The organism is Achromobacter sp. EB05, from assembly GCF_044232075.1.
Classification (GTDB): domain Bacteria; phylum Pseudomonadota; class Gammaproteobacteria; order Burkholderiales; family Burkholderiaceae_B; genus Achromobacter; species Achromobacter dolens.
In genome coordinates this window covers 5,943,307-5,969,198 of record NZ_CP155917.1, presented here as the reverse complement: position 1 = coordinate 5,969,198, position 25,892 = coordinate 5,943,307, and the positions used below count along the sequence as shown (strand labels likewise).

General features: G+C 66.1%; 25 protein-coding genes. 10 read left to right on the top strand and 15 right to left on the bottom strand.

All coding sequences use genetic code 11. The features are described from left to right. The first annotated feature begins 184 nt into the window (after positions 1-184). Positions 185-646, top strand: coding sequence for a MarR family winged helix-turn-helix transcriptional regulator (locus AAID08_RS27235; protein ID WP_020925958.1), 462 nt, complete (start codon positions 185-187; stop codon positions 644-646). 155 nt (positions 647-801) lie between these two features. Continuing rightward, on the top strand, positions 802-1,230 hold the full coding sequence (locus AAID08_RS27230) for an organic hydroperoxide resistance protein (RefSeq protein ID WP_024070675.1): 429 nt from the start codon (positions 802-804) through the stop codon (positions 1,228-1,230). Positions 1,231-1,716: 486 nt separating this feature from the next. Here the strand turns inward: AAID08_RS27230 and AAID08_RS27225 are convergent, their stop codons facing one another. From AAID08_RS27225 to AAID08_RS27195, 7 genes are all read right to left on the bottom strand, one after another. Next, positions 1,717-2,439 (bottom strand): ABC transporter ATP-binding protein, encoded by a 723-nt coding sequence (locus AAID08_RS27225; protein WP_064528418.1) that lies wholly within the window; start codon positions 2,437-2,439, stop codon positions 1,717-1,719. A 16-nt stretch (positions 2,440-2,455) separates the two neighbouring features. Then, positions 2,456-4,381 (bottom strand): branched-chain amino acid ABC transporter ATP-binding protein/permease, encoded by a 1,926-nt coding sequence (locus AAID08_RS27220; protein WP_064528420.1) that lies wholly within the window; start codon positions 4,379-4,381, stop codon positions 2,456-2,458. Between the two features lie 3 nt (positions 4,382-4,384). Then, positions 4,385-5,257 (bottom strand): branched-chain amino acid ABC transporter permease, encoded by an 873-nt coding sequence (locus tag AAID08_RS27215; RefSeq protein WP_049076953.1) that lies wholly within the window; start codon positions 5,255-5,257, stop codon positions 4,385-4,387. A gap of 142 nt (positions 5,258-5,399) precedes the next feature. Beyond that, the gene (locus AAID08_RS27210; RefSeq protein WP_049076952.1) at positions 5,400-6,563 is read right to left on the bottom strand and encodes an ABC transporter substrate-binding protein; all 1,164 of its coding nucleotides are present in this window, start codon (positions 6,561-6,563) and stop codon (positions 5,400-5,402) included. Positions 6,564-6,896: 333 nt separating this feature from the next. Continuing rightward, the gene (locus tag AAID08_RS27205; RefSeq protein WP_063569609.1) at positions 6,897-7,838 is read right to left on the bottom strand and encodes a LysR substrate-binding domain-containing protein; all 942 of its coding nucleotides are present in this window, start codon (positions 7,836-7,838) and stop codon (positions 6,897-6,899) included. A gap of 52 nt (positions 7,839-7,890) precedes the next feature. After that, complete coding sequence (locus AAID08_RS27200; RefSeq protein ID WP_395757145.1) at positions 7,891-8,256, bottom strand: antibiotic biosynthesis monooxygenase family protein; 366 nt, start codon at positions 8,254-8,256, stop codon at positions 7,891-7,893. Positions 8,257-8,261: 5 nt separating this feature from the next. Further along, complete coding sequence (locus AAID08_RS27195) at positions 8,262-8,894, bottom strand: LysE/ArgO family amino acid transporter (protein ID WP_054500373.1); 633 nt, start codon at positions 8,892-8,894, stop codon at positions 8,262-8,264. Between the two features lie 149 nt (positions 8,895-9,043). On the opposite strand from AAID08_RS27195, the gene AAID08_RS27190 reads away from it, so the two are divergent. Both AAID08_RS27190 and AAID08_RS27185 read left to right on the top strand, forming a co-directional pair. Further along, positions 9,044-9,943: a LysR family transcriptional regulator ArgP gene (locus tag AAID08_RS27190; RefSeq protein ID WP_064528424.1), complete on the top strand. Its 900-nt coding sequence runs from the start codon at positions 9,044-9,046 to the stop codon at positions 9,941-9,943. A gap of 19 nt (positions 9,944-9,962) precedes the next feature. Further along, complete coding sequence (locus tag AAID08_RS27185; RefSeq protein WP_054500374.1) at positions 9,963-10,454, top strand: copper chaperone PCu(A)C; 492 nt, start codon at positions 9,963-9,965, stop codon at positions 10,452-10,454. A 98-nt stretch (positions 10,455-10,552) separates the two neighbouring features. On the opposite strand, the gene gdhA is transcribed toward AAID08_RS27185, so the two are convergent. Both gdhA and AAID08_RS27175 read right to left on the bottom strand, forming a co-directional pair. Beyond that, entirely contained in the window at positions 10,553-11,899 is a 1,347-nt protein-coding gene (gene gdhA, locus AAID08_RS27180; protein ID WP_054500375.1) for an NADP-specific glutamate dehydrogenase, read from the bottom strand. Between the two features lie 451 nt (positions 11,900-12,350). Next, on the bottom strand, positions 12,351-13,139 hold the full coding sequence (locus AAID08_RS27175) for an exodeoxyribonuclease III (RefSeq protein ID WP_049076940.1): 789 nt from the start codon (positions 13,137-13,139) through the stop codon (positions 12,351-12,353). 134 nt (positions 13,140-13,273) lie between these two features. On the opposite strand from AAID08_RS27175, the gene pyrE reads away from it, so the two are divergent. Then, positions 13,274-13,963, top strand: coding sequence for an orotate phosphoribosyltransferase (gene pyrE / locus AAID08_RS27170; RefSeq protein ID WP_064528428.1), 690 nt, complete (start codon positions 13,274-13,276; stop codon positions 13,961-13,963). Here pyrE and AAID08_RS27165 read toward each other — a convergent pair. The 5 genes from AAID08_RS27165 to gatC form a co-directional block, all read right to left on the bottom strand. Continuing rightward, entirely contained in the window at positions 13,878-14,450 is a 573-nt protein-coding gene (locus AAID08_RS27165; protein ID WP_081273661.1) for a type II toxin-antitoxin system VapC family toxin, read from the bottom strand. The two genes, pyrE and AAID08_RS27165, sit on opposite strands and share 86 nt — an antisense overlap. Continuing rightward, complete coding sequence (locus AAID08_RS27160) at positions 14,447-14,698, bottom strand: hypothetical protein (protein ID WP_054500378.1); 252 nt, start codon at positions 14,696-14,698, stop codon at positions 14,447-14,449. The genes AAID08_RS27165 and AAID08_RS27160 overlap by 4 nt, the downstream gene beginning before the upstream one ends. Before the next feature lie 127 nt (positions 14,699-14,825). Beyond that, positions 14,826-16,283 (bottom strand): Asp-tRNA(Asn)/Glu-tRNA(Gln) amidotransferase subunit GatB, encoded by a 1,458-nt coding sequence (gatB, locus tag AAID08_RS27155; protein ID WP_144655739.1) that lies wholly within the window; start codon positions 16,281-16,283, stop codon positions 14,826-14,828. Positions 16,284-16,286: 3 nt separating this feature from the next. After that, entirely contained in the window at positions 16,287-17,825 is a 1,539-nt protein-coding gene (gatA, locus tag AAID08_RS27150; protein ID WP_395757144.1) for an Asp-tRNA(Asn)/Glu-tRNA(Gln) amidotransferase subunit GatA, read from the bottom strand. Positions 17,826-17,828: 3 nt separating this feature from the next. Further along, positions 17,829-18,137: an Asp-tRNA(Asn)/Glu-tRNA(Gln) amidotransferase subunit GatC gene (gene gatC, locus AAID08_RS27145; protein WP_054500381.1), complete on the bottom strand. Its 309-nt coding sequence runs from the start codon at positions 18,135-18,137 to the stop codon at positions 17,829-17,831. Between the two features lie 226 nt (positions 18,138-18,363). Here gatC and AAID08_RS27140 point away from each other — a divergent pair, with 226 nt between their 5' ends. From AAID08_RS27140 to rodA, 5 genes are all read left to right on the top strand, one after another. Continuing rightward, complete coding sequence (locus AAID08_RS27140; RefSeq protein ID WP_006391829.1) at positions 18,364-19,407, top strand: rod shape-determining protein; 1,044 nt, start codon at positions 18,364-18,366, stop codon at positions 19,405-19,407. Positions 19,408-19,491: 84 nt separating this feature from the next. Then, positions 19,492-20,376, top strand: coding sequence for a rod shape-determining protein MreC (gene mreC, locus AAID08_RS27135; protein ID WP_049076925.1), 885 nt, complete (start codon positions 19,492-19,494; stop codon positions 20,374-20,376). Then, entirely contained in the window at positions 20,363-20,932 is a 570-nt protein-coding gene (mreD, locus tag AAID08_RS27130; protein ID WP_054500382.1) for a rod shape-determining protein MreD, read from the top strand. The genes mreC and mreD overlap by 14 nt, the downstream gene beginning before the upstream one ends. 17 nt (positions 20,933-20,949) lie before the next feature. Then, on the top strand, positions 20,950-22,878 hold the full coding sequence (mrdA, locus tag AAID08_RS27125) for a penicillin-binding protein 2 (protein WP_054500383.1): 1,929 nt from the start codon (positions 20,950-20,952) through the stop codon (positions 22,876-22,878). Beyond that, positions 22,875-24,011 (top strand): rod shape-determining protein RodA, encoded by a 1,137-nt coding sequence (gene rodA / locus AAID08_RS27120; protein WP_049076918.1) that lies wholly within the window; start codon positions 22,875-22,877, stop codon positions 24,009-24,011. Before mrdA ends, rodA begins: the two co-directional genes overlap by 4 nt. A gap of 828 nt (positions 24,012-24,839) precedes the next feature. On the opposite strand, the gene AAID08_RS27115 is transcribed toward rodA, so the two are convergent. Next, positions 24,840-25,889 carry an Ldh family oxidoreductase gene (locus tag AAID08_RS27115; RefSeq protein ID WP_395757143.1) on the bottom strand — a complete coding sequence of 350 codons (1,050 nt, stop codon included), beginning with the start codon at positions 25,887-25,889 and terminating at the stop codon, positions 24,840-24,842. Positions 25,890-25,892 lie beyond the last annotated feature (3 nt).

Sequence of the window (25,892 nt, the reverse complement as noted above, 5' to 3'; positions counted from 1 at the left end):
CCTTGGTCGACACGGCGCGGGGCTCAGGCCCTTGGGGGTTTCGCCTGATACCCCCCTGCTCACCATCTTCGACGGGGCCTTCCTGCCGCAGCGCAGCACGCGAGGGGACGCCAATCGCCATGGCGGATACAAAAGCCCGGAAAAAGTGCTTGACGATAAATAGCGCGCTATTTAATATTGCACAATGAAATCCAGATCCCAGCCCAAAAGCGCGTTCAACCCGCTGCTGCTAGACAGCCAGCTGTGTTTCGCCCTGTACTCGACCTCCCTGGCGATGAACAAGGTGTACCGCAAGCTGCTGCGCGGCCTGGATCTGACGTATCCACAGTACCTGGTCATGCTGGTGCTGTGGGAACGCGACGAAATCACGGTCACCGACATCGGCGAACGCCTGTTCCTGGACTCGGCCACCCTGACGCCCCTGCTCAAGCGGCTGGAGGCGGCGGGCCTGGTTACCCGGACCCGCGCGCAGGATGACGAACGCCAGGTCATCGTCACCCTGACCCGGCAGGGCCGCGACCTGCGCAACCAGGCCGAAGCCGTGCCCCACGCCATCGCCGCAGCGGCCCAGTGTTCGCTGGAAGAGGCGCAGGGCACCATGAAGTCGTTGCACGAATTGCGGGAAAAGTTGGTCAGCAGTCTTTGATTCGCAGTCTTTGCGGAGGATGATGGCAATCGCTGTCATTCCCGGTTATAAATAGTGCGCGATGTAATCGTGCGCTATCAATTCAGTAAGGGTCGAAGCGGGAACGGTCCCGCCAGCCCGGCAGTCCCCCCACCTTCATCCAAAAGGAAAGCACCATGTCCATCGAAAAAGTCCTCTACCGCGCCCACGCCCACGTCACCGGCGGCCGTGAAGGCACTGGCGTCTCCAGCGACGGCAACCTGAACGTCAAGCTGACCACCCCGAAGGAACTGGGCGGCGCCGGCGCGGCCGGCACCAACCCCGAGCAACTGTTCGCCGTCGGCTACTCCGCCTGCTTCATGGGCGCCATGAAGTTCGTCGCCGGCCGCGACAAGATCGCCATGCCCGCCAACGCCACCATCGACGGCTCGGTCGGCATCGGCCCCATCCCCACCGGTTTCGGCATCGAAGCCGAACTGAAGATCTCGCTGCCCGGCATGGACCGCGCCGAAGCCGAAAAACTGGTCGCCGCCGCCCACATCGTCTGCCCCTACTCGAACGCCACCCGCGGCAACATCGACGTCACCCTGACCATCACCGTCTAAGCAAAGCGCGCGTCCCGCGCGCCAAAAGCAAAGGCAGGATTGCGCCAAGCGCAATCCTGCCTTTTTTCATCCGCTCCACTCCCAAGAACAGGCGGCCCACCAAGCCGTCCGTCACCCGCGCGCAGCGTCATCCGCCAACGCAAAACCAGCGCGTAAGCCCAAAAAGGCCGCCCGCGCGGCCGCCTTTGGGCGGGCCCTGCAAGATCTTCAGCGAGAGCACCCACGGCAAAAGAACGCCAAGCACACGGCTAACCCCAGCAGCGCAGGAACCAAAGCAATCGCGAGCACGGCGGGGCGGCGGGCGGTGGCGGGCGGGGCGTGTAGATGCGCCCGAGGGAATCTGAAGGAGCAGCCGAAGGCTGTGACGAAGATGACAACGGGGAAGTCCGGAGCGAACGCTCCGGACCGCAATCGTAGCCCCGCCCGCCACCGCCCGCCGCCCCGCCGTGCGTCTCAAGAACTCAATCCCACGCAACAACAAAAAAACTAATGCCCCCCCCCAAGATAAGCCGCCACCACAGCCGGATCATGCTTCAACTTCTCCGCACTCCCATGCACAGAAATCCGCCCATTCTCCAACACATACCCATAATCCGCGACATTCAACGCCGCCGCCGCAAACTGCTCGACCAGCAACATCGTCACCCCTTCATCCTTGAGCCGCGCGATGATCCGGAAAACCTCCTCCACCAGGATCGGCGCCAACCCCATCGACGGCTCATCCAGCAACACCAGCTCCGGATTCAGCATCACCGCCCGCGCCATCGCCAGCATCTGCTGCTCGCCGCCAGACAGCGTTCCCGCCAACTGATCGCGCCGTTCCTTCAGCCGAGGAAACAGATCCATCGCCCGCCCCAGGTCCGCCTGCACGTCGCCCTTGGGCCGGCTCCCCGTCAACCGGGGAAATGCGCCCAGCAGCAGATTGTCGGTGACGGAAAGCGTGGGAAACACCCGCCGCCCTTCCGGCGAATGCGCCAACCCCAGCCGCGCGATCCGATGCGACTCCAGCCCGTCGATGCGCTTGCCGCCCAGCGTCACTTCGCCCGCGGTCGGCCGGATCATCCCCGACAGCGCCCGCATCGTCGTCGTCTTGCCGGCCCCGTTCGAGCCGATCAGCGTCACCACCTTGGCCTTCGGGACCTCCATGCTGATGCCGTGCAGCACCTTCACCTTCCCGTAGCCCGCTTCCAGATTCTTGATCGATAGCATGTTGTCGTCCTTGGCGTCAGGCGGGCGCGCCGCCCAGATACGCCTCGATAACCTTGGCGTTGCTCTGCACTTCGTTGGGCAGCCCCTCGGCGATCTTCTGGCCGAAGTCCAGCACCGACACGGTGTCGCATACTCCCATCACGACGTCCATGTGGTGCTCGATCAGGATCAGCGTGATGCCGTGGTCGCGCACCTTGCGGATGATGGCCAGCAGCTCGACGATGTCGGGCGCCGTCAGGCCGGCCGCCGGCTCATCCAGCAGCAGCAATTGCGGATCCAGCGCCAGCGCGCGGGCGATCTCCAGCAACCGCTGCTTGCCGTAGGGCAGGTTGCGCGCCTCCTCGTTGGCCATGCTGTCCAGCCCGACGAACTCCAGCAGCGCCAGCGCGCGGGCGCGGGCGCCTTGCTCCTCGCCCTTCCACTTGGACGTGCGCAGCGCGATGCCCGCCAGCCCGGTGGTGAACGTATGGTGCAGGCCCACCAGCACGTTCTCCAGCGCCGTCATTTCGCCGAACAGTTGCACGTTCTGGAACGTGCGGGCGATGCCCGATGCGGCGATGTCGGCCGGCGCCAGCCCCACCAGCGACTTGCCCGAGAACTCCACCGAGCCGGCCGTCGGCACGTAGATGCCGGTCAGCACGTTCATCATGGTGCTCTTGCCCGAGCCGTTCGGGCCGATCAGCCCGTGGATGGTGCCGCGCTTGATGGTCAGGTCGACCTGGTTGAGCGCCTTCAGGCCGCCGAACTGCATCAGCACCTGCTTGGCCGCCAACAGGGTCTCGCCCTGGCCGCGCGCGCTTTCGGGCGCGACCGCCTCCTGCTCCTTGACCAGGTCCTTCTTGACCGACAGCGCCGCGCGGCGGGTCGAGAAGAACAGGTTGCGCACGAAGCCGACGATGCCGTCGGGCAGGTAGTACACGACGAACAGGATCATGGCGCCGAAGATCGTCAGGCGCCAGTCGGTCACCGCGTCCAGCCAGTAGGAGAACACCGCCAGCAGGATGGTGCCGACCACCGGCACCGCCACGCGGCGGGCCTCGGTGCGGCCCTTGGAGATGGCGATGGCGCTGCCCACCGTCACCAGGATCGCCACGCCCAGCGCGATCAGGCGGAAGGTGCCGATGTCGTCCAGCATCTTGGGCAGCAGCACGATGATCGACGCGCCCAGCAGCGCGCCGGTGCGGCTCTTGCGTCCGCCCATGATGATGGCCAGCAGGAACAGGATGGTCAGCTCGAAGTTGTAGGTGTTGGGCGAGATGTACTGCTCGGAATACGAGTACAACGCGCCCGCCAGGCCGGCGAAGCCGGCGCTGATGACGAAGGCGAACACCTTGTGCCGGTAGACCGACACGCCCATGCAGTCCGATGCGATCGGGCTGTCGCGCAGGGCCTCGAACGAGCGGCCCAGGTGCGACTTGAGGATGCGGTGCACCACGATCAGCGACAGCACCAGCAACGCCGCCACCAGCCAGAAGTACTCGCTCTTGGTCAGGATGTGCCCGCCGATCGACGGCTTGGGGATCTTGATGCCGAGGGGGCCTTCGGTCATGAAGGTCATCTCGTTGATCAGGATCTGGATGATGGTGCCGAACGCCAGCGTCACCATCGCCAGATACGGGCCGGTGACCCGCAGCGCCGGCAGCGCCAGCACCGCGCCGAACGCCGCCGCGATCAGGATGGCCGCCGGCAGCGTCACCCAGATCGGCATCTGCAGGTGGAAGAACAGCACGCCGGCCACATACGAGCCGATGCCGAACAGGCCGGCGTGGCCCAGCGACACCTGGCCGGTATAGCCCACCACGATATCGAGCCCGAACAGCAGGATCGAATAGATCATGATGGTTTCGATAAGGTGCAGGTAGTACGTGTTGGTCACGCCCAGCGGCACGGCGGCCAGGCAGGCCACGGCCACGATGGATAGCACAAGGTGCAGGGGTTTCATCGATTACACCTTCTTGATCGCGGTCTTGCCGAACAGGCCGGCGGGCTTGAAGGTCAGTACGAGCAGCAGCAGGACCAGTCCCGGCACGTCTTTGTACCCCGTCGAAAGATAGAAACCGGTGGTGGTTTCGGCGATCCCCAGGATCAGGCCGCCCACCACCACGCCCATGCCGCTGGACAGGCCGCCGATGATGGCGACCGCGAAGGCCTTCAGGCCCAGCACCGCGCCCATGGTGGCGCCGGTCAGCGTCAGCGGCGCCACCAGCACGCCCGCGAAGGCGGCGGTCAGCGACGACAGGGCATACGAAAACGTGATCACCATGCCGGTGTTGATGCCCATCAGGCCGGCGGCGTCGCGGTCATTGGAGGTGGCGACGAAGGCCTTGCCATAGATGGATTTGCGGTTGAACACTTCCACCAGCAGCATCATCGCCAGCGCGCCGAACACCACCAGCAGTTCCATCGGCAGCACGTTGGCGCCCAGCACCTGGATCGGCGCCTCGGGCAGCGGCGAGGGAAAGCGCAGGTCGTCGCGGCCCCAGACATTCTCGGCCACGTTCTTGAAGATGATGCCCAGTGCGATGGTGGCCATGATCCAGCCGAACTCCGAACGCGTCTTGATGGCGGGCCGCACGCCGACGCGTTCAACCAGCACGCCTTGCGCGAAGCCGAAGATGCAGACGATGGGGATCATGACCCAGTAGTTCACGCCCAGTCCGACCAGCGTGAGCCCGACCAGCGCGCCCAGCATCAGGGCTTCGCCCTGGCCGAAGTTCAGGGTGCCGGATGTGGCGAAGGTGAGCTGGTATCCGAACGCGATGACGGCATAGATCATGCCTAGCGCGATACCGCTATAGATAAGCTGTAGAAGAATCATGGTATGTGTCGTGAGGCGCTGTGTTCCGTCCCAACCCCCTTGGGCAGAACGCTGTTGTCAGGCGACTGCATGCCGGCGCCCCGCGCACGGGGACGCCGGCGGCGGCGGCCGGGCAGCCGCCGCCGCATTGCTGCGGACGAACTTAGTTGGCCTTGACCACGCGGCCGCCCTTGACCTCGCCGATGACCACTTCCTTGGCGGTAATCGCGTCGTGGTTGTCGTGGGTGAAGGGCTTGTTGTAGGTCATCACCACGCCTTCGACGGGCGTCTGCAGGTTCTCGAGCGCCTCGCGGATCTTCGGGCCATCCGTGGAGTTGGCCTGCTTGATGGCCGCGGCCAGCAGGAAGATCGAGTCATAGCCCTGGGCTGCCGACACCGGCGAGTCGATGCGGTTGTTCTTGGGCTTGAACTTGGCCAGGTAGGCGTCGATGAACGCCTTGCGCTTGGGCGTGTCCGGGTCCTGGATGAAGGTCTGCGGCATGCGCGCGCCTTCGCCATTGGCGCCGGAGTTGTCGATGTAGTTGGCCATCGACAGCGTCCAGCTACCGATGATCGGCACCTTCCAGCCCAGCTTGGCCATGCCGTTGGCGATCTGCGCCAGCTCGGGGCCGATGCCGTAGGTCAGCACGGCTTCTGCGCCCGCGGCCTTGGCCTTGAGCAACTGGGCCGTCATGTCGACGTCCTTGATGTTGAACTTCTCGACGGCCACCGGCTTGATGCCCTTGGCGTCCAGGGCCTTTTCCAGGTCCTCGCGGCCGAGCTGGCCGTAGTTGGTGGAGTCGGCCAGGATCGCGACCTTCTTGAAGCCGCGGCGCGTGATGGCTTCTTCGACAATCATCGGCGCCTGGATGCTGTCGTGCGCCGCGTTGCGGAACACGTAGTTGTCCGGGTATTCCGGCGCCTTGAACTGGTGCGTGATGACGCTGCCGGTGGCGACGTTGTTGAACACCGGAATCTTGGCGTCCTGATAGAAGCGCTGCGAGGCCAGCGCCACGCCGGTATTGATGTAGCCGACCGTGGCCGTGACCTGTTCCTTGTTGATCAGCTCCTGGGCGATCTGCACGCCGCGTTCGTTCTTGGCTTCGTCGTCGCGCTCCACCGCGACCAGTTGCCGGCCGAGCACGCCGCCGCTCTTGTTGATTTCCTCGATGGCCAGGCGCACGCCGTCGCGCATGCTGACGCCCATGGAGGACGAGCCTCCAGTGTAGGGACCGGCCACGCCGATCTTGATGGGGTCGGCGGCGTAGCCCGCGGCCGATACGGCAAAAGCAAGGGTTCCTGCAAGCAGCTTCAAACGAAAATCCATGGATGTCTCCGTTGTAATTAGTAGAACTGCGTGGAAAACCGTGTGCCGGCGCCAGGCGGCGAGGAAAGAGGTTGGTGGCGCGCTCCTGTGTTGCGTGTTGTGACTGTCTGCTTAATCGCTTACGCGAATCTGACCGCGCGGGGTTTTTCCGCGTAAATACCTAGTACGGGCGCACGGGCGCCGGATTCGGGCGCTGCGATGCAGCATGCGATGGAAAAAGATCCGACAACGCCGAGACGCGACGCCTGCCTGTCGCGCGCGGTCATGTTCGGCGCATCCTAGCCAGCGATGCGCCAGGGTGCGCGGAATTTCCTTCCGCCCTGGGCTGGAAATTTATTCCGGCTTGGCCGGCAGGCCGCGCGGCCATTGGGATGCGCGTTCGCAGACCTCGGCCAGCCATAGGGAAAACGCTTGGGCCGCGCCGCCGGGCGGGCGCGAGATTTCGGTGCACAGGTGGTACTGGGATTCACCCGGTGTTTCGATGTCGAGCACGCGCAGCAACTTGCCTTCATCGAGCCATTCGGCGGCGAGGGTGCGGCGGGTCAAGGCGATGCCCTGGCCGGCGCGGGCCGCCGCCAGCATCATGCCCAGGTCGACGAGCCAGACGCCGCGGGCGGGCTCGGGCCAGTCCAATCCCGCCGCGGCCAGCCATGGACGCCAGGGTTCCATCGGGCAGCGCAGCAGCGCGGCGCGCGCCAGGTCCTGGGGACGGTCGAACGGGCCGTGGGCGTCGCGATAGGCCGGCGAGCACACGGCGAACACCGGGTCGGTGGTCAGCGGCCGGGCATGCAGGCCGGGGTATTTGCCGCTGCCGAAGCGGATCCAGACATCGGCGTTTGGCGGCGTGATGTCCAGGTAGGGAATGGACAGCATGATCTCCAGCTCGACGTCCGGATGGGCGGCGGTGAAACCGGGCAGCGCGGGGATCAGCACCTGGCGGGCGAAGGTGGGCGTGGAAACGACCCGCAGGGGCTCGAGCTTGGGTTCGCCGCGCTTGTGCAGCGAGGCGTCCGACAGCAGGTCGAGCGCGGTGCGCACCTGCTCCAGGTATTCGCGCCCGGCGGCGCTCAGGGTGGCGCCTCGGCTGCTGCGGATGAACAGGGTGACGTCGAGCTGCGCTTCCAGCGCGGCGATGCGCTTGCCGATGGCGCTGGCGGTGACGAAGAGTTCTTCGCTGGCGCGCTCGAACGAACCGAGCCGGGCGGCCGCCTCGAAGGCCTGGATGGCGGCCAGCGGCGGCAGGCGCACGTCTTTGGAAGGGGAGGGTCCGCGCATGATCGTCTGGCGGGCCGGCCATGCGCCCGACGAAAGAGTGGCAACCCGGCGATTATAAAAGTGCTGGACCGGGCAGTCCGTCCCCGTATTCCCTAAGCACCTGGGCGATGATCACCCGGTAGCCGTCCAGCCAGCGCGACTGCGCGGCCTTGGCCTGCTGGTGGGCGGGGTGGCGGATCAGGGCTTCCAGGGCTTCAAGCGATTCCCAGTAGTAGACATTGGCGTACAGGCCGCGCGCGGGATCTTCCCAGGCTTCCTCGCCCAGGTAGCCCGGAGTGGTCCGCGCCGCCGTGGCGATGGCCTGGTCGAGCCGGTGGAAGTCGTCGTCGAACTGCTTCTTGGCGAAGATGAAGGTGGCGGTGTAGCGCGCTGGCCTCGGGTGGGCGGGGCCAGCAGGACAGGCGGCGGTATCGGGCATGGCCGTCAGACGCCCTTGACCGCCAGGCTGATCGCCAGGCCGGCCATGACCACGGCGATGACGCCGTCCAGCACGCGCCAGGCCGAGGCGCTGGCGAAAAAGCGCGCGAACAGGCGCGAGCCGATGCCCAGCACGGCCAGCCACAGCAGGCTGGCGGTGAAGGCGCCGGCGGCGAACGCCATGCGGGCGTCCTCGAAGCCGTGGGCCAGCGAGCCCACCACCACCATGTCGAGCCAGAAATGCGGGTTCAGCAGCGAAAAGCCCAGCGCGCCCAGCATCGCGGCGCGGCGCGAGGGCACCACGTCGCGCGCGGCGGCCAGGCCGCCGGTGGCGGTCCAGGCGCGGCGCGCCGATTGCAACGCGTACCAGGACAGGAACGCCACGCCGAACCACAGCACCGCGGTGGTCAGCCACGGGAACCAGGCGGTCAGGGCCTGCAGGCCCGAGACGCTGGCGAAGATGAAGATGGCGTCGATCAGGGCGCAGATGGCGACCACCGACAGCAGGTGCGCGCGCATCAATCCCTGGCGCAGGATGAATGCGCTCTGCGCGCCGACGACGGCGAACAGGCCCAGCCCGGTGGCCGTGCCGCTGGCCCAGGCGGTGAGGAAGAGGGGGGAGGACAACGTGGCGAACATGACTGCGAACCTTTTGACTGCAACGCCTTGTGGCGGCGCTTGAATACCGGGCCGGCAGCGTCGCGCATGCCGGCAATGCAACATTTTCGCTTGCCGCCAATATGAAATACAGCTAATTTTCCTTCACTATATTAAGCAAAACTAATCCAATGAAAATCGATCATGGCAACCTGCGCGCCCTGGCCGCGGTGGTGCGCGAAGGCAGTTTCGAACGGGCCGCGCTGGCGTTGAGCGTGACGCCGTCGGCGGTGTCGCAGCGGATCAAGGCGCTCGAAGACCGCATGGGCCGGCTGCTGGTCCAGCGCACCGTGCCGGCCGCCGCCACCGCCGACGGTCAGGTACTGGTGCAATTGGCCGAGCAGACCGCGCTGCTGGAGCACGACGCGCTGAACCGGCTGGGCGTGGCGGACGACGATGTGCCGCACGCCAGCATCCCCATCGCCGTCAACCACGACAGCCTGGAGACCTGGTTCGTCGACGCGGCGCTGCAGTTTTCCAACCGCACCCGCGCCACGCTCGACATGCAGTCCGAAGACCAGGACCACACCGCCGCGCTGCTGCGCAACGGCTCGGTGCTGGGCGCGGTGACGACGCTGGCCGATCCGGTGCAGGGCTGCCGCATCCATGCGCTGGGCAGCATGCGCTACGTAGCGACGTGCACGCCGGCTTTCCACAAACGCTACTTCGCGCAAGGCGTGAACGCGCAGACGCTGGCGCAGGCGCCAGTGCTGGTGTTCAACCGCAAGGACGCCTTGCAGGCCCGCTTCGCCCACAAGATCTCCGACCCGGCGCCGTGGCAGCCGCCGGTCTGGTGGGTGCCGTCCACGCGCGCCTTCGTGCAGGCTACGCTGGGCGGGCTGGGCTGGACGATGAATCCGCTGCCGCTGGTGCAGGAACATCTTGACGCAGGTCATCTGGTGCTGCTGCGGGGCCGCGCCTGGGAGGATGTGCCCCTGTATTGGCAGCATTGGCGGGTAAACTCCGAGGCCATGGAAGCTTTGACCGACTCGGTTCTGTCAGCCGCCCGCAGCCTGGTCCGGCGGCGTTAACCCTTTAGGAGAACACCTCATGAACATCCGCAAGTTCGCCGCTGTCGCCATCCTGGGCCTGTGCGCGGCCGGGTCCGCCTGGGCCAAGGACTACAAGGTTGGCGAGGTCGAGGTCGATGATCTCTGGGTGCGCGCGTCCGCGCCGGGCCAGTCCAACGGCGCCGGCTACATGGATATCGACAACGATGCCAAGACGCCCGACCGCCTGCTATCGATCTCTTCCGACGCCGCCGAGCGCGTCGAGCTGCATACGGTCGAAACCGCCAACGGCGTGGCCAAGATGCGCCAGGTCGAGGGCGGCATTCCGCTGCCGGCCAATGGCGAGGTCAAACTTTCGCCGGGCGGCTATCACGTCATGTTCATCAAGCTGAAGGCGCCGTTCGCCGAGGGCGCCACCGTGCCGGCCACGCTCAAGTTTGAAAAGGCGGGCGAGGTGGCGGTGCAGTTCAAGGTCAAGCCGGCTTCGCACAATCCCGGCATGAGCCATGACCACGGGGCGATGAAGCACTGATCCCGCCAGGCGGTCCGGAATAAAGAAAGGCGGCAGGCTGATCGAGCCTGCCGCCTTTCTTTTGCCGCCAGCCGGCGCACGGGGTGCCGGCATGTCGATCAATACAGCCCTTGCTGGCGCATCGCGTCCGCGACCTTGACGAAGCCGGCGATGTTGGCGCCGTCCAGGTAGTTCACGTATTCGCGCTCGCTGTGGCCGTGGCGCACGCAATTCTCGTGGATGTCGCGCATGATGGCGTGCAGGCGCGTGTCCACTTCTTCGCGGGTCCACGCCAGGCGGGCCGAGTTCTGGGCCATCTCCAGGCCCGACACGGCCACGCCGCCAGCGTTGCTGGCCTTGCCCGGGGCGTACAGCACGCGGGCAGCGATGAAGGCCTTGGCGGCGTCCAGGGTGGCGGGCATGTTGGCGCCTTCGGCCACGCATTGCACGCCGTTCTTGATCAGCGTTTCGGCGTCGGCCAGCTCCAGCTCATTCTGGGTGGCGCAGGGGAGGGCCACGTCCACGGGCACGTGCCACGGGCGCTTGCCGGGTTCGTAGACCAGGCCGAATTGGCGTGCGTAGGCGTCCAGGCGGCCGCGCAGGTCATTCTTGACGTGCATCAGCGCCACCAGCTTCTCGTGGTTGAAGCCGGCTTCGTCGACCACCGTGCCGTTCGAGTCGGACACCGTCACGACCTTGGCGCCCAGCGCCATGGCCTTCTCGATGGCGTACTGGGCCACGTTGCCCGAGCCCGAGACCGACACGCGCAGGCCGTCGAACGACTTGCCGACGCGCTTGAGCATTTCCTCGGCGAAGTAGACGGTGCCGTAGCCGGTGGCTTCGGGGCGGATCAGGCTGCCGCCGAAGGTCAGGCCCTTGCCGGTGAAGACGCTGGCGGTGGAGTTCGACAGCTTCTTCATCATGCCGGCCATGAAGCCGACTTCACGCGCGCCCACGCCGATGTCGCCGGCCGGCACGTCGGTGTCCGGGCCCAGGTGGCGGTACAGCTCGATCATCAGGGCCTGGCAGAAGCGCATGACTTCGGCGTCGGACTTGCCCTTGGGGTCGAAGTCGGAGCCGCCCTTGCCGCCGCCCATGGGCAGCGTGGTCAGCGAGTTCTTCAGGGTCTGCTCGAACGCCAGGAACTTCAGGATCGACAGGTTCACCGAGGGGTGGAAACGCATGCCGCCCTTGAACGGGCCGATGGCCGAGCTGTGCTGGATGCGGAAAGCGCGGTTGACCTGCGCCTGGCCCTTGTCGTCGGTCCAGCACACGCGGAACTGGATCACGCGTTCCGGTTCCACCAGGCGCTCGAGCAGGGCGTGCTCGGCGTAGTGGGGGTGCTTTTCGATGAAAGGCCACAGACTCAGCATCACCTCCTGGACGGCTTGCATGAATTCCGGTTGCTGCGGATCGCGCACGGCGACGCTACGCAGGAAGTCGTCCAGACGCTGCACTTTCAACATGATCTCCTTGGGGGCGCTTCGAATGAGTGCGGAGATGCGCTTTTTTGGGGCGTCGAATCTCCGGATTGGTGCAATACGCACCGGCTTGGTGCGAGATTGTAGGGCTAATTTGTTGCCCTGCGCAAAGCCGGGAGGCGCGCCATCATCTTGATATCAAAGCACTTTTTTCTTATTTTATTGGGGTCGCATTAGACTTTGGCGAGTGGGCGGAGAACCCGAGATTTCATAGGTGAAGCCATGGGGCATTGAATTCACAGGGAAAATTTATATGTCCCCAATATAATTGAGATCTCGGGCGCGGTGTGGGATCGCCGCCTCATAGGGGAATCCGGCCTTTTGGCGGGATATGGTCCTCATCTTGCGAGGTCAGTTCTGCTTTATATGTCCCTAATTTTATTTTGAACAGAATCATGCTCGGGCGGCGGACTTCGGCTCCCCGCCGCCCGCGTCTTCAGAGCGTGGCGTCGTAGTCGATGGTCAGCGGCGCGTGGTCGGAAAAGCGTTCGTCCTTGTAGATGGCGACGCTGCGCGCGCGGGCGGCGATGCCCGGCGTGGCGATCTGGTAGTCGATGCGCCACCCGACGTTCTTGGCCCAGGCCTGGCCTCGGTTGCTCCACCAGGTGTATTGGTCGGGGCGGTCGTCGATGGTGCGGAACACGTCCACAAAGCCGCGCTTGTCGAAGACGTCGGTCAGCCAGGCGCGTTCCTCGGGCAGGAAGCCGGAGTTCTTCAGGTTGCCCTTCCAGTTCTTGAGATCGATTTCCTTGTGGGCGATGTTCCAATCGCCACAGATGATGAATTCGCGGCCGGTCTTCTTGTGTTCGTGCATCAACTCGTCGATCCATGGGCCGAAGCGGTCCAGGAAGCGGTACTTGGCCTGCTGGCGTTCGTCGCCGCTGGAGCCGGAGGGCAGGTAGGCGCTGATCACGGACAGGTTTTTCCAGTCGGCGCGGATGACGCGGCCTTCCGGGTCGAACTCCTCGCAGCCCAGGCCGATGTTGACGCGCTCGGCCGCGTCGCGCAGGTAGATGCCGACGCCGCTGTAGCCTTTCTTGACGGCATGGTGGAAGTGGCCGGTGTAGCCCGGCGGGTGGCGCAGGTCATCGGTCAGATCCTCGTCGGACACCTTGATTTCCTGCAGGCACAGCACGTCGGCGGCGTGCTTTTCCATCCAGGGTTGCAGGCCCTTGCGGAAGGCGGACCGGATGCCATTGAGGTTGATCGACGTGATGCGCAGCAAAGCGGGACTCCTGTAGAGCGGCCGGAAACGGCCGGAACAATGCCAGGAATTTAACCGACTGGGCGACGTTGTCCGGGAAAGGCCCCGACAGCGGATAAAATGCCGGGGTTTGCCACCTCCCGGATCCTCCTCGCATGTCTGCCGCCCACACCGCCTCCGCCACCTCGCTCGACTTTGTCCGCTTCGCCCTGAACGAAGGCGTGCTGCGCTTTGGCAGCTTCAAGGTGAAGTCCGGTCGTATCAGTCCCTATTTCTTTAATGCGGGCCTGTTCAACAGCGGCGCATCGGTCGGCAAGCTGGCGGGTTTCTACGCCCAGGCGCTCCTGGATTCGGGCGTGGCCTTCGACATGCTGTTCGGCCCGGCCTACAAGGGCATCCCGCTGGCCACGGCAACCGCTGTCGCGCTGGCCAGCCATCCCGAGATGCAGGGCCGCAGCGACGTGCCGTTTGCCTACAACCGCAAGGAAGCCAAGGACCACGGCGAAGGCGGCACCCTGGTGGGCGCGCCGCTCAAGGGCAAGGTCGTCATCATCGACGATGTGATCACCGCGGGCACCTCGGTGCGCGAGTCGGTGGAGATCATCCGCAGCGCCGGCGCCGAGCCGGCCGCGGTGCTGATCGCCATGGACCGCATGGAACGCGCGGGCGCCGACGACGCGCTGTCGGCGCACTCGGCGGTGCAGGACGTGGCCAAGACCTATGGCATTCCGGTGGTGGCGATTGCATCGCTGGCGGACATCATGGCGTTGCTGCAGGACGACGCCGCGTTCGCCGAGCACCGCGAGGCGGTGCAGGCGTACCGGACGAAGTACGGGGTGAAGTAAGCGCGAGTCGGCCAAGGCATTGCCGGCCACCGTATCGCGCGACAGGCTCGTCAAGCCTGTGGGTCGGCTCATGCCCAACGACCAACACGCCGCTCGCATGTGCCGCTTGCGCCAGACGTTTGTCGAACGTGGCTAGCGCCGCACCGCGCCATAACGCGAGTTCCAGGTACGATGCGTCGTAAACGGTAAGCCCGTGTTCGCGGGCGAGCCGCTCGCATTGAGGCAACCAGGCGGTAGAGGGGCGCGATTCGTTGACGACGGGTACGCTGTTCAGCACGGCAGAGAATTTGGCCAATATGGCTGCCGTGGCCTGTTGCTGCCGCTCGACGCGCAAGGTGCCTTGAGCCACTTCCATTGGCCAGATCTGCGGGACAAGGATGGCTTCGCCGTTCAGGTCGTCCAGGATGGCAAACGCCTGTTCGCTGCAGGTTTGACTGGGCAATCGCAGCCAGCTCAACGCAACCGAGGCATCGAGCACGAGCTTCATTCGCGGACCCCTTTGACGGCGTACCACCAGGTGGCTTCGTCGGTGTACGGGATGGCCGGGAACCGTTTCAGTTCTTCTATCGCATTGTGACCCGCTTCGGTCATCAGGGGATTGACCCGCCTGAGCTGCGCTTGCGCCAGACCGTCATGGGTGATGACAACGAACACACCATCGTTTGCGGCTTGGATCATTTCGTCGAGTCGATCCGCAACTTGTTCGCGTGGGATGGATAGGTAGGGGGCGTTCATGGCCGAAATCTCCAGTCGGAATTGACCGGATCATTCTTGGCCAAGCAAAAGGCCGCGACAAGATGCCGCGGCCATAGGAGTGGTCTGATCTTGCGCGCCGCCTCGAGGTCGGGGTGGCGCAGAGGGATCAGCTATCCAGCTTCTGCTTGAGCAGGTCGTTGACCTGCTGCGGGTTGGCCTTGCCGCGCGCGGCCTTCATGATCTGGCCGACCAGCGAGTTGAACGCCTTCTGCTTGCCGGCGCGGTACTCCTCGACGATGGCCGGATTGGCCGCCAGCACCTCGTCGATCATGGCGCCGATGGCGCCGGTGTCGCTGATCTGCTTCAGGCCGCGGGCCTCGATGATGGCGTCGGCCTGACCGCCGTTTTCGCCTGCCCACATGGCGCCGAACACTTCGCGCGCGATCTTGTTGGAGATCGTGCCGTCGATGATGCGGTTGATCAGCGCGGCCAGGGCCGGCGCCTGCACCGGCGCCTCGGCGATGGCCTTTTCTTCCTTGTTCAGGGTGGCGGCCACTTCGCCCATGATCCAGTTGGCGGCCAGCTTGGCCTGGCCGGCCGGCAGCGCGTGCGCCACGGCCTCGAAATAGGCGGCCAGATCGCGGCTGACGGTCAGTTGGGCGGCGTCGTAGGCCGGCAGGCCATACTCGGACTCGAAGCGGGCGCGCTGGGCGGCCGGCAGTTCGGGCATGGCGGCGCGGACCTGGTCGACCCATTCGCGCGAGATCACGAGCGTGGGCAGGTCGGGATCGGGGAAGTAACGGTAGTCGTGCGCGTCTTCCTTGCTGCGCATGCTGCGGGTTTCGTCGCGGTCGGCGTCGTACAGGCGGGTTTCCTGGACCACGGTGCCGCCGTCCTCGATCAGCTCGATCTGGCGCCGCGCTTCATACGTGATGGCGCGTTCCAGGAAGCGGAACGAGTTGACGTTCTTGATCTCGGTGCGGGTGCCGAATTCCTTTTGGCCGACCGGACGCACGGAGACGTTGGCGTCGCAGCGGAACGAGCCTTCCTGCATGTTGCCGTCGCAGATGCCGAGCCACACCACCAGGCTGTGCAGGGCGCGGGCGTAGGCCACGGCCTCGGCGGCCGAGCGCATTTCCGGTTCGGTGACGATTTCCAGCAGCGGCGTGCCGGCGCGGTTCAGGTCGATGCCGCTGGCCGGCGAGCCGTTGGCCAGGGTGAAATTGTCGTGCGAGGACTTGCCCGCGTCTTCTTCCAGGTGCGCGCGCGTCAGGTTGACGGTCTTTTCTTCCTCGCCGACGAAGAACGACAGCGAACCGCCCACCACCACCGGCAGTTCGTACTGGCTGATCTGGTAGCCCTTGGGCAGGTCGGGGTAGAAGTAGTTCTTGCGGGCGAACACCGAACGCGGCGCGATCTCGGCGCCGACCGCCAGGCCGAAGCGGATGGCGCGTTCGGCGGCGCCGCGGTTCATGACCGGCAGGCTGCCGGGCAGGGCCAGGTCGACTTCGTTGGCGTGGGTGTTGGGCGCGGCGCCGAACTCGGTGCTGCTGCCCGAAAAGATCTTGGAGTCGGTGGAAAGCTGCGTATGCGTTTCCAGGCCGATGACGATTTCCCAGTTCATTGTTTAGGCGTCCTGCTGGGCCGGCGAGGCTTTGTGCCAGTCGGTGACTTGTTGGTAGCGGTCGGCGATGGCCAGAAGGCGGCCTTCGTCGAAGTAATTGCCGATGATCTGCAGGCCGACGGGGCGGCGATTCTCGCTTCCTCCGAAACCGCACGGAACCGACATGGCCGGCAGGCCCGCCAGGCTGACGCCCAGCGTGTAGACGTCGGCCAGCCAGTCGGCGGTGGGGTCGTCGCGGTTGTCGCCGATGTTCTTGGCCACCGTCGGGGTCACCGGGCCCATGATGACGTCGCACTGGCCGGCGAAGGCGCGCTGGAAGTCCTGGGCGATCATGCGGCGCACGCGCTGGGCCTGCAGGTAATAGGCGTCGTAATAGCCGTGCGACAGCACGTAGGTGCCGATCAGGATGCGGCGCTTGACCTCGTCGCCGAAACCTTCGGCGCGCGAGCGGCTGATCATCTCGTTCAGGTCGCCGTACTGCTTGGCGCGGTGGCCGTAGCGCACGCCGTCGTAGCGCGCCAGGTTGCTCGACGCTTCGGCGGGGGCGATGACGTAGTAGGCGGGGATGGCCAGCTCGGTGCGCGGCAGCGACACCGGCACGCGCACCGCGCCCAGGGCTTCGAACTGGGCCAGAGCGGCCTGCACCGCGGCGGCCACGTCCGGGGCCAGGCCGGCGCCGAAGTATTCCTCGGGCACGCCGATGCGCAGGCCCTTCAGGGGCTGGCTGCCGGCGGCGTCGAACCTGCCTTGCGCGGCGTCGAAATCGCGCCGCACGCGGCCCGGTTCGTTGATGGCGGCGTCGCATTTCTCGAGGCTGGTGGCGTCGCGCGGGTCGAAGCCGCTGATGACGTCCAGCAGTTCGAGCAGATCGCGGCTGCTGGGGGCCAGCGGGCCGGCCTGGTCCAGGCTCGAGCCGAAGGCGACCATGCCGTAGCGCGACACGGTGCCATAGGTCGGCTTGATGCCGCTGACGCCGCACAGCGCGGCGGGCTGGCGGACCGAGCCACCGGTGTCGGTGCCCGTGGTGGCGGCCACCAGGCGGGCGGCGACGGCCGCGGCCGAACCGCCCGACGAGCCGCCGGGCACGGCGGCCGGATCCCAGGGGTTGCGGACCGCGCCGTAGGCCGAGTTTTCGTTGCCCGAGCCCATGGCGAACTCGTCGCAGTTGAGCTTGCCCAGCGACACGGCGCCGGCGGCCTGCAGGCGCTCGACCACGGTGGCGTCGAACGGGCTGACGTAGCCGTCCAGCATCTTGCTGCCGGCGGTGGTGCGCCAGCCGCGGGTGACGAAGGCGTCCTTGTGGGCGATGGGCACGCCGGCCAGCGGGCCGGCATTGCCGGCGGCCAGCGCGGCGTCGGCGGCGCGGGCCTGGGCCAGCGTCAATTCGGCGTCAATATGTAAGAAGGCGTTCAGGCCGCTGGCCGCTTCGGCGGCCGCGAGCGAGCTTTGCGCCAGCTCGACGGCGCTGACCTGGCGTTGGTCGAGGGCCGCGCGCAGGGCGGCGATCCCCTCGAATTGGGTGTGCAGGGCGGGTTGGGTCATGGCTTAATCGAGAACCTTGGGGACCAGGAAAAGACCGTCCTGGGCATCGGGGGCGTTGGCCAGCAGTTCGGCGCGGCGGGCCTCCGAGGCGGATTCGGTCACGGCGTCCTGGCGCAGGCGCAGCACGATGTCCTCGTGGGCCGACAGCGGGTGGGCGAGGGGTTCGACGCCCTGGGTGTCGACGGCCTGCAGCCGTTCGATCAGGTGGAGGATGCCATTGAGCTCGGCCTGCGCGTGGCCGCGCTGGTCCGGGGTCAGTTCGATTCTGGCCAGCCTGGCAATGCGGGCCACATCTGTGTCATTGAGCGCCATGGGGATTGCAAATATAGAGAAGCGGAGGCCGAGGGGGGACTGGGCAGTATGCACATGCCAAACCCGTTACAAAGCTTGAATAGCCTGCATTTATGCGCTATTTCCGGGGAAATTATAAGTTATGATTCACGGTTTAATCGCCGTGATGACAGGCGCACCCAGGCTTTCCTGGGCCGTACGCCCCGCGGCATGACCCCAATTCCCCCCAGAATTTAGCTGAGCTCCCATGTTCGGATTCCTGCGCAGTTATTTTTCCAGCGATATGGCGATCGACCTCGGTACCGCCAATACGCTGATCTACGTCCGCGGCAAGGGCATCGTGCTCGATGAGCCCTCCGTGGTCGCTATCCGTCATGAAGGCGGGCCGCACGGCAAGAAAATCATCCAGGCCGTCGGCCAGGAGGCCAAGCAGATGCTGGGTCGCGTGCCCGGCAACATCGAGGCCATCCGGCCCATGAAGGACGGCGTCATCGCCGACTTCACGGTCACCGAGCAGATGCTCAAGCAGTTCATCCGCATGGTGCACCCGCGCAACATGCTGGCGCCCAGCCCGCGCATCATCGTCTGCGTGCCCTGCGGTTCCACCCAGGTTGAACGCCGCGCCATCCGCGAATCGGCCCTCGGCGCCGGCGCCTCGCACGTGTTCCTGATCGAAGAACCCATGGCCGCGGCCATCGGCGCCGGCCTGGCCGTCTCCGACGCCAGCGGCTCCATGGTCGTGGACATCGGCGGGGGCACCACCGAAGTGGCGGTCATCTCGCTGGGCGGCATGGTCTACAAGGGTTCGGTGCGCGTCGGCGGCGACAAGTTCGACGAGGCCATCGTCAACTACATCCGCCGCAACTACGGCATGCTGATCGGCGAACCCACCGCCGAACTCATCAAGAAGGAAATCGGCTCGGCCTTCCCGGGTTCCGAGGTCCGCGAAATCGAAGTCAAGGGCCGCAACCTGGCCGAAGGCGTGCCGCGCAGTTTCACGGTGTCGTCCAACGAAATCCTGGAATCGCTGACCGACCCGCTCAACCAGATCGTCTCGGCCGTCAAGATCGCCCTGGAGCAGACCCCGCCCGAACTCGGCGCCGACATCACCGACAAGGGCATTGCCCTGACCGGCGGTGGCGCGCTGCTGCGCGACCTCGACCGCCTGCTGCAGGAAGAGACCGGCCTGCCGGTGGTGGTCGCCGATGATCCCCTGACCTGCGTCGTGCGCGGCTGCGGCGAGGCGCTGGAACATCTTGAGAAACTGGGCGCGATCTTCATCAACGACTAATTCCGCCCGCCAGCCCGGAGCCCCGCTTTTTCCAGGCTCCGGCCGCTGCGGGGGCTGCGGGCGCGGGCGCCCGGGCTGAGATTCATGCAACGACAAGGGACTCCCCCCCTATTCAGGCGCGGCCCTCCCGCGGAGGTGCGGCTGGTCATCCTGGTCGTCCTGGCACTGGCTCTGATCATCATGGATTCGCAGTGGCGCATGCTGGAACCGGCGCGCCGCGCGATGTCCGTGGCGCTGTATCCCTTCCAGCGCGCCGTCATGGCGCCGCGCGACCTGGTCCAACAGGTCAACGAGTGGGTCAATGCCGCCAACCTCATCCGCACTGAAAACGAAGCCCTGCAGCGCCAGCGCATCGAGTTGGCCCAGGTTGCCACGCACGCGGCCCAGTTGGCCGCCGAAAACGCGCAATTGCGCCGCCTGCTTGGCGTGACCGATACCGTGGCGCAGTCGGCCGTGGTGGTGGAAGTGCTGTACGAGCCTACCAACGCCTTCAACCAGCGGCTGGTGTTCAACAAGGGCAGCAAGGCCGGCCTGGCGCCGGGCATGCCCGTGATCGATGAAGGCGGCGTGGTCGGCCAGATCGTGCGCGTGACCCCCATGACGGCCGAAGCCGCCCTGGTCACCGACGAGCAGGTGTCCATTCCGGTGCAACTGCTGCGCAATGGCCTGCGGCTGATCGCCTTTGGCGGGAACTCTCCCGGCAAGATGGAGGTCCGTTACCTCGCGGCCAATGCCGACATCAAGGAAGGCGATACGATCGTCACCAGCGGTGTCGGCGGGCTGTTTCCCGCCGGCCTGCCGGTGGCCAAAGTAACCTCGGTCGAGCGCGATACCGCTTCCGGCTTCGCGCGCGCCGTCTGCGAACCGCTGGCCCACCCTGAACGCTATCGCCACTTCCTGGTCCTGCAGGTGGACGTGGAACGTGCCGAGTCCAACCGTCAGGAGGTCGATTCCGGTGGATCGGACTAACCAACAATCATCCGGGCAACCGCGGCGCCGGCTGGGCACGCCCAGCAACGTCCACCCGGAACGCCTGTCGGGCCCCGCGCACGGGGTGTTCGTCTGGGGCACCATCCTGCTGGTCTGGCTGGTGTCGCTGCTGCCCTGGCGCCTGTGGCAGGGCGCGCCGGACGTCCTGATCCTGATCATCGCCTTCTGGTGCGTGCACGAGCCGCGCCGTGTCGGCCTGTTCACCGCCTTCTTTTTCGGCCTGCTGATGGACGTGCATGACGCCGGCCTGCTCGGCGAGCACGCGCTGTCCTACACCTTGGTCGCCTACGGCGCCGTGGTGCTGCACCGCCGCCTGCAACGGTTCGACCTCTGGAGCCAGGCCATGCACATGCTGCCTGTGTTCCTGATCGCCCGTTTCCTCACCCAGATCATCCACGCCTGGCTGGCCGGCAAGTGGCCGGGTTGGGATTGGGGCGTCAGCGTGGCCATCACGGCCGCCCTGTGGCCGCTGGCGGGCTGGGTGCTGCACTTGCCGCAGCGCGGCGCCGACGACGCCGAATCTTCCTCCGCCTGACGGCGGCGCCGCGTCTCATGTTCGAATTCAAGAAAACCGGCCAGCAGCAGAAGCAGCGCTTTCGCCTGCGCGCCTGGGTGGGCGGCGTGTTCGCGCTGGCCTGCTTCGGCGTGCTGGTGGGCCGGTTCTGGTACCTGCAGGTCGACCGCTACGAAGGCCTGTCCGAGCGCGCCGACCGCAACCGCATCGCGGTGGTGCCGATCCCGCCGCGCCGCGGCGAGATCCTCGACCGCAACGGCGAGGTGCTGGCGCGCAACTACCGCACCTACACGCTTGAAGTGGTGCCGGCGCAGGCCGGCAACATGAATGCGCTGTTCGAGCGGTTGACGCAGGTGGTCTACATCAGCCCGGCCGACCAACGCCGCTTCAAGCGCCGCGCGGCCGAGTCCAGCCGTTACGCCAGCCTGCAACTGCGCAACAACCTCAATGAAACCGAGGCCGCCTGGTTCGCCGCCCACGCCTTCCAGTTTCCGGGTGTCGAGCTGCGCGCGCGCTGGGTGCGCGAGTATCCGCAAGGCCAGTCCGCCGCCCACGTGGTCGGCTACATCGGCCGCATTGCCGAGGGCGACATCGAGGAACTCGAGCGCGCCGGCCAATTGGGCAATTACCGGGGCACTGACGTCATCGGCAAGAAGGGCATCGAGAAAACCTGGGAAGAAGCCCTGCACGGCCGCACCGGCCTCGAAGAAGTGGAAGTGACCGCGGGCGGACGCCCCATGCGCACGCTGCGCAGGATCGATCCCGTGCCTGGTTCGGACATCATGCTGTCGATCGACCTGGGCCTGCAGAAGGTGGCCGAGGAAGCCTTCGTCGGCCAGCGTGGCGCGCTGGTGGCGATCGATCCCGACACCGGCGAGGTGCTGGCCTTCGTATCGCAGCCTTCGTTCGACCCCAACCTGTTCGTCGATGGCATCGACGTGGACAACTGGCGCATGCTGAACGAATCGCCGGACCACCCGCTGATCAATCGGCCTCTGTACGGCACCTATCCGATCGGCTCGACCTACAAGCCCTTCGTTGGCCTGGCGGCGCTGGAGCTGGGCAAGCGCCGCGCCACCGACCGCATCTCCGATCCCGGCTACTTCGAGTTCGGCGGCCAGAAATTCCGCAACGCCGGCGGCGCCGCCTATGGCATGACCGACATGCACAAGGCCATCGTGGTGTCGTCGGATACGTATTTCTATTCGCTGGGCCCCGAGATCGGCGTGAACGCGCTGCACGATTTCACCAAGCAATTCGGCTTCGGCCAGATCACCGGCATCGACCTAGAAGGCGAAAAGCGCGGCGTGCTGCCGTCCACCGACTGGAAGCGTTCGGCCTACAAGGACAAGGAACGCCAGCGCTGGTACGCCGGCGAGACCATCTCCGTCGCCGTGGGCCAGGGCTACAACGCCTTCACATTGCTGCAGTTGGCGCAGGGCACCTCAACGCTGGCCAACGACGGGTTGTACCGCCGTCCGCACCTGGTGCACGCGGTGCGGGATCCGCGCTCGGGCGTGGCCAAGCCCACCGAGTCCGCGCCCGACTACCGCATCCCGCTCAAGCAGGCCAACGTCGACGTCATCAAGAACGCCATGGCCGACGTGGTCCGCGCCGGCACGGCGCGCCGCGCGTTTGCCAATGCACCCTACCAGGCCGCCGGCAAGACCGGCACGGCCCAGGTTTTCAGCCTGCGTGGCGGCCACTACCGCGCCAGCGCCATCGACGAACGCCTGCGCGACCACGCGCTGTTCATGGGTTTCGCGCCGCTGGAACACCCGCGCATCGCGGTCGCCCTGATCGTCGAGAACGCCGGCTGGGGCGCCAGCGTGGCCGCGCCGGTGGCGCGCAAGGTATTCGACTACTGGTTGTCCAAGGACCGCCAGGACAAGATCCAGCGCCCCGAGCGCAACGCGTCGACGGCCTCGGTCGAAACCATCACCTCCGACCTGGTGCGCCAACAATGAAGCGTCTCGGCCTGATCCTGCTGCGCGTCTTCACTGCCTTCGACTGGCCGCTGCTGGCGATCCTGATGATGTTCGCCGCGCTCGGCCTGACCGTCATGCATTCGGCGGTGGGCGGCACCGACTGGCGCTTCGCCGAGCAGTCGCGCAACTTCATCATCGCCTTCTTCGCCATGTGGACCATGGCGCTGATCCCGCCCAAGTGGCTGATGAAGCTGGCCTTGCCGTTCTACGTGGTCGGCGTGGTGCTGCTGCTGGGCGTGGAATTCTTCGGCGAGACCAGCAAGGGCGCGACGCGCTGGCTCAACCTGGGCGTGACCCGCATCCAGCCGTCCGAGATGATGAAGATCGCCGTGCCCATGATGCTGGCCTGGTACTTCCAGCGCCACGAGGGCGCGGTCCGCATCCGCGACTTCCTGGCCGCCGCCGCGATGCTGGCGGCCCCTTTCGGCCTGATCGTGTTGCAACCCGACCTGGGCACCGCGCTGCTGGTGTTCGGCGCCGGTTTCTTCGTCATCTACTTTGCCGGCCTCTCATTCAAGCTGCTGGTCCCGGTCATGCTGGCCGGCATCATCGGCATCGGCACGCTGGTGTACTACGAAGACCAGTTATGCGAACCGGACGTCAACTGGGTGGTGCTGCACGACTACCAGAAGCACCGCGTCTGCACGCTGCTCAACCCCAGTTCCGACCCGCTCGGCAAGGGCTTCCACACGATCCAGTCGATGATCGCGGTGGGCTCGGGCGGCGTCTACGGCAAGGGTTACATGAAGGGCACGCAGACCCATCTGGACTTCATTCCCGAACGCACCACCGACTTCATCTTCGCCGTCTACGCCGAGGAATTCGGCCTGTACGGCGGCATCGCCATCCTGGTGCTGTACGGCCTGATGATGGCCCGCGGCCTGACCATCGCTTCGCGCGCGTCATCGCAGTTCGGGCGGTTGCTGTCCGGGGCGTTGACGATGATGCTGTTCATCTATGTATTTGTGAACGTGGGCATGGTGACGGGGATTCTGCCTGTGGTCGGGGTGCCATTGCCGTTCATGAGCTATGGGGGGACGGCCCTGTTCACCATGGGGATCGCGTTTGGGATCATGATGAGCATTAGTCGGCATCGGTCGGTCAAGAGCTGATTTTTTCTTCGTAGGCCGCCCGGGGCGGTGGGCGCACGGGTGGGCGCGCCTACGATTGCGGTCCGGAGCGTTCGCTCCGGACTTCCCCGTCCTCAACCTCGTCCGCCTTCGGCTCCCTACGGTTTCCGTCGGGCGCATCTGAACGGCGCGCCCACCCGTGCGCCCACCGCCCCGGGCTACCGGTGTCGAGGAATGTGACGCTGCTGCAGCGTGGGGTAAGGAGAGAGTCTTGCGTCGCCCGCCGATGATGGCCGCGCGGGCGGCCATCAACGGCATACATGGTGTCTGGCGTCGGGGCGGGGTTCGCTGCGCGTGGGTGACGAGTGGGGTTCTGATAACTCCGCATGGTCAGGGGAGGGGCGGTGGTGGTCGGCGCGGCGTAGAACGTAGTGCGCGTGACGGGCCTGTCGCGCCGACCACGCCGATGAACATCACACGTCCCTCACCAGCGGCTACGCCGCCACCCCCTCGACGTTTCCACATCGCGTAAGCCCAAAAAGGCCGCCCGCGCGGCCGGCTTTGGGCGGGCCCCGCAAGATCCTCCCCTCCATTCCAGTCGTTGGCAAAAACGCCAAGCACACTGCTCGTCCCTGCAATGGCGAAACCAAGACGACGTGAGCCCGTTGCGTTGGCGGGCGGGGGAGGCGGGGCGTGTAGATGCGCCCGAGGGAAACCGTAGGGAGCCGAAGGCGTACGAGGTTGACAACGGGGCAGTCCGGAGCGAACGCTCCGGACCGCAATCGTAGCCCCGCCGCCCCCGCCCGCCAACGCAACGGGCGGCTCAAGAACCCCTGAGCCGCCCGCAAAAACAACCGTAAACACAAACCCTCAAGGCAACGCTTCAGGCACCCCTAAGTCCGCGGCCAGCTTCTTCAATCCATCCCAGATTGGGGGCGCGAATTCCAGCGACTCCGCGTTCAGCTCGCGGTTGCGGGCTTCGTACTCGCCCGGATACTGGACGCCGTCCACGCCCGGTTGCGGCGGGCAGGCATGCAGGTAGTCGATGAACGCGCCCACTTCCATCGAGCGCCAGTCGGTATTGAAGTCCACCTGCGGATCCAGCAGCAGCGCGAACATGTTGTTCGTCGCCACCCCGTTGCGCGGATGCTCCGGCTGGATCGTGCCGCCGCCGGACAGCACGCCCGCCAGCAGCTCGGCCACCAGGCCCATCGCGTAACCCTTGTGGCCGCCGAACGGCAGCAGGGCGCCCGGCGGATCGGTGAACAGCGCGCCCGGATCCGTGGTCGGATTGCCCTGCGCATCGATCAGCGACCCCGGAGGCGCCTGCTCGCCCTTGGCCGCCAGCACGCGCGCCTTGTTCACCGCGATCGAGCTGGTCGCCATGTCGACGATGAACGGCGGGCGGCCGCCCGGCAACGGGCCGGCAAAGCACAGCGGATTGGTCGTCAGGCAGGCGCGCGCGCCGCCGAAAGGCGCCACCGTGGGGGCACGGTTGATCACGTTGGTGAAGGCCAGCAGGATCAGGCCCTTGGCCGCCACCATCTCGCCGTAGTGGCCCATGCGGCCCAGGTGATGGCTGCGGCGCAGCGTCAGGATGCACTGGCCGTGCGCCTGCGTGCGCTCGATGGCCTGCTCGATCACGACCTTGCCCACGTACTGGCCCAGGCCGTTGTGGCCGTCGTAGGCCAGCATGGCGCCACGGTCGTTGAGCAGTTCGGGGCGGCCGTCGGCCTGCGCCAGGCCTTCGGCCAGCACACGCCGATAGTTGGTCAGGATGGACAGGCCGTGGCTGGTGTAGCCCACGCGGTCGGACTCCACCAGGTGCTCGGCCACGTCGCGCGCGATATCTTCCGGCACGCCTTGCGCCATCAGCACGCGACGGCCGTATTCATTGGCTTGGGCAATGGAGATCTTCATGAT

Bases quoted from the DNA above. Each gene is read 5' to 3' on its own strand.
- gatB (WP_144655739.1), bottom strand. From the start codon at position 16,283: ATGAACTGGGAAATCGTCATCGGCCTGGAAACGCATACGCAGCTTTCC.
- pyrE (WP_064528428.1), top strand. From the start codon at position 13,274: ATGTCTGCCGCCCACACCGCCTCCGCCACCTCGCTCGACTTTGTCCGC.
- AAID08_RS27160 (WP_054500378.1), bottom strand. From the start codon at position 14,698: ATGAACGCCCCCTACCTATCCATCCCACGCGAACAAGTTGCGGATCGA.
- gatC (WP_054500381.1), bottom strand. From the start codon at position 18,137: ATGGCGCTCAATGACACAGATGTGGCCCGCATTGCCAGGCTGGCCAGA.
- AAID08_RS27115 (WP_395757143.1), bottom strand. From the start codon at position 25,889: ATGAAGATCTCCATTGCCCAAGCCAATGAATACGGCCGTCGCGTGCTG.
- AAID08_RS27140 (WP_006391829.1), top strand. From the start codon at position 18,364: ATGTTCGGATTCCTGCGCAGTTATTTTTCCAGCGATATGGCGATCGAC.
- gatA (WP_395757144.1), bottom strand. From the start codon at position 17,825: ATGACCCAACCCGCCCTGCACACCCAATTCGAGGGGATCGCCGCCCTG.
- AAID08_RS27230 (WP_024070675.1), top strand. From the start codon at position 802: ATGTCCATCGAAAAAGTCCTCTACCGCGCCCACGCCCACGTCACCGGC.
- AAID08_RS27235 (WP_020925958.1), top strand. From the start codon at position 185: ATGAAATCCAGATCCCAGCCCAAAAGCGCGTTCAACCCGCTGCTGCTA.
- mrdA (WP_054500383.1), top strand. From the start codon at position 20,950: ATGTTCGAATTCAAGAAAACCGGCCAGCAGCAGAAGCAGCGCTTTCGC.
- AAID08_RS27200 (WP_395757145.1), bottom strand. From the start codon at position 8,256: ATGCCCGATACCGCCGCCTGTCCTGCTGGCCCCGCCCACCCGAGGCCA.
- gdhA (WP_054500375.1), bottom strand. From the start codon at position 11,899: ATGTTGAAAGTGCAGCGTCTGGACGACTTCCTGCGTAGCGTCGCCGTG.
- AAID08_RS27195 (WP_054500373.1), bottom strand. From the start codon at position 8,894: ATGTTCGCCACGTTGTCCTCCCCCCTCTTCCTCACCGCCTGGGCCAGC.
- AAID08_RS27225 (WP_064528418.1), bottom strand. From the start codon at position 2,439: ATGCTATCGATCAAGAATCTGGAAGCGGGCTACGGGAAGGTGAAGGTG.
- AAID08_RS27220 (WP_064528420.1), bottom strand. From the start codon at position 4,381: ATGAAACCCCTGCACCTTGTGCTATCCATCGTGGCCGTGGCCTGCCTG.
- mreC (WP_049076925.1), top strand. From the start codon at position 19,492: ATGCAACGACAAGGGACTCCCCCCCTATTCAGGCGCGGCCCTCCCGCG.
- AAID08_RS27185 (WP_054500374.1), top strand. From the start codon at position 9,963: ATGAACATCCGCAAGTTCGCCGCTGTCGCCATCCTGGGCCTGTGCGCG.
- AAID08_RS27210 (WP_049076952.1), bottom strand. From the start codon at position 6,563: ATGGATTTTCGTTTGAAGCTGCTTGCAGGAACCCTTGCTTTTGCCGTA.
- rodA (WP_049076918.1), top strand. From the start codon at position 22,875: ATGAAGCGTCTCGGCCTGATCCTGCTGCGCGTCTTCACTGCCTTCGAC.
- AAID08_RS27190 (WP_064528424.1), top strand. From the start codon at position 9,044: ATGAAAATCGATCATGGCAACCTGCGCGCCCTGGCCGCGGTGGTGCGC.
- AAID08_RS27165 (WP_081273661.1), bottom strand. From the start codon at position 14,450: ATGAAGCTCGTGCTCGATGCCTCGGTTGCGTTGAGCTGGCTGCGATTG.
- AAID08_RS27205 (WP_063569609.1), bottom strand. From the start codon at position 7,838: ATGCGCGGACCCTCCCCTTCCAAAGACGTGCGCCTGCCGCCGCTGGCC.
- AAID08_RS27215 (WP_049076953.1), bottom strand. From the start codon at position 5,257: ATGATTCTTCTACAGCTTATCTATAGCGGTATCGCGCTAGGCATGATC.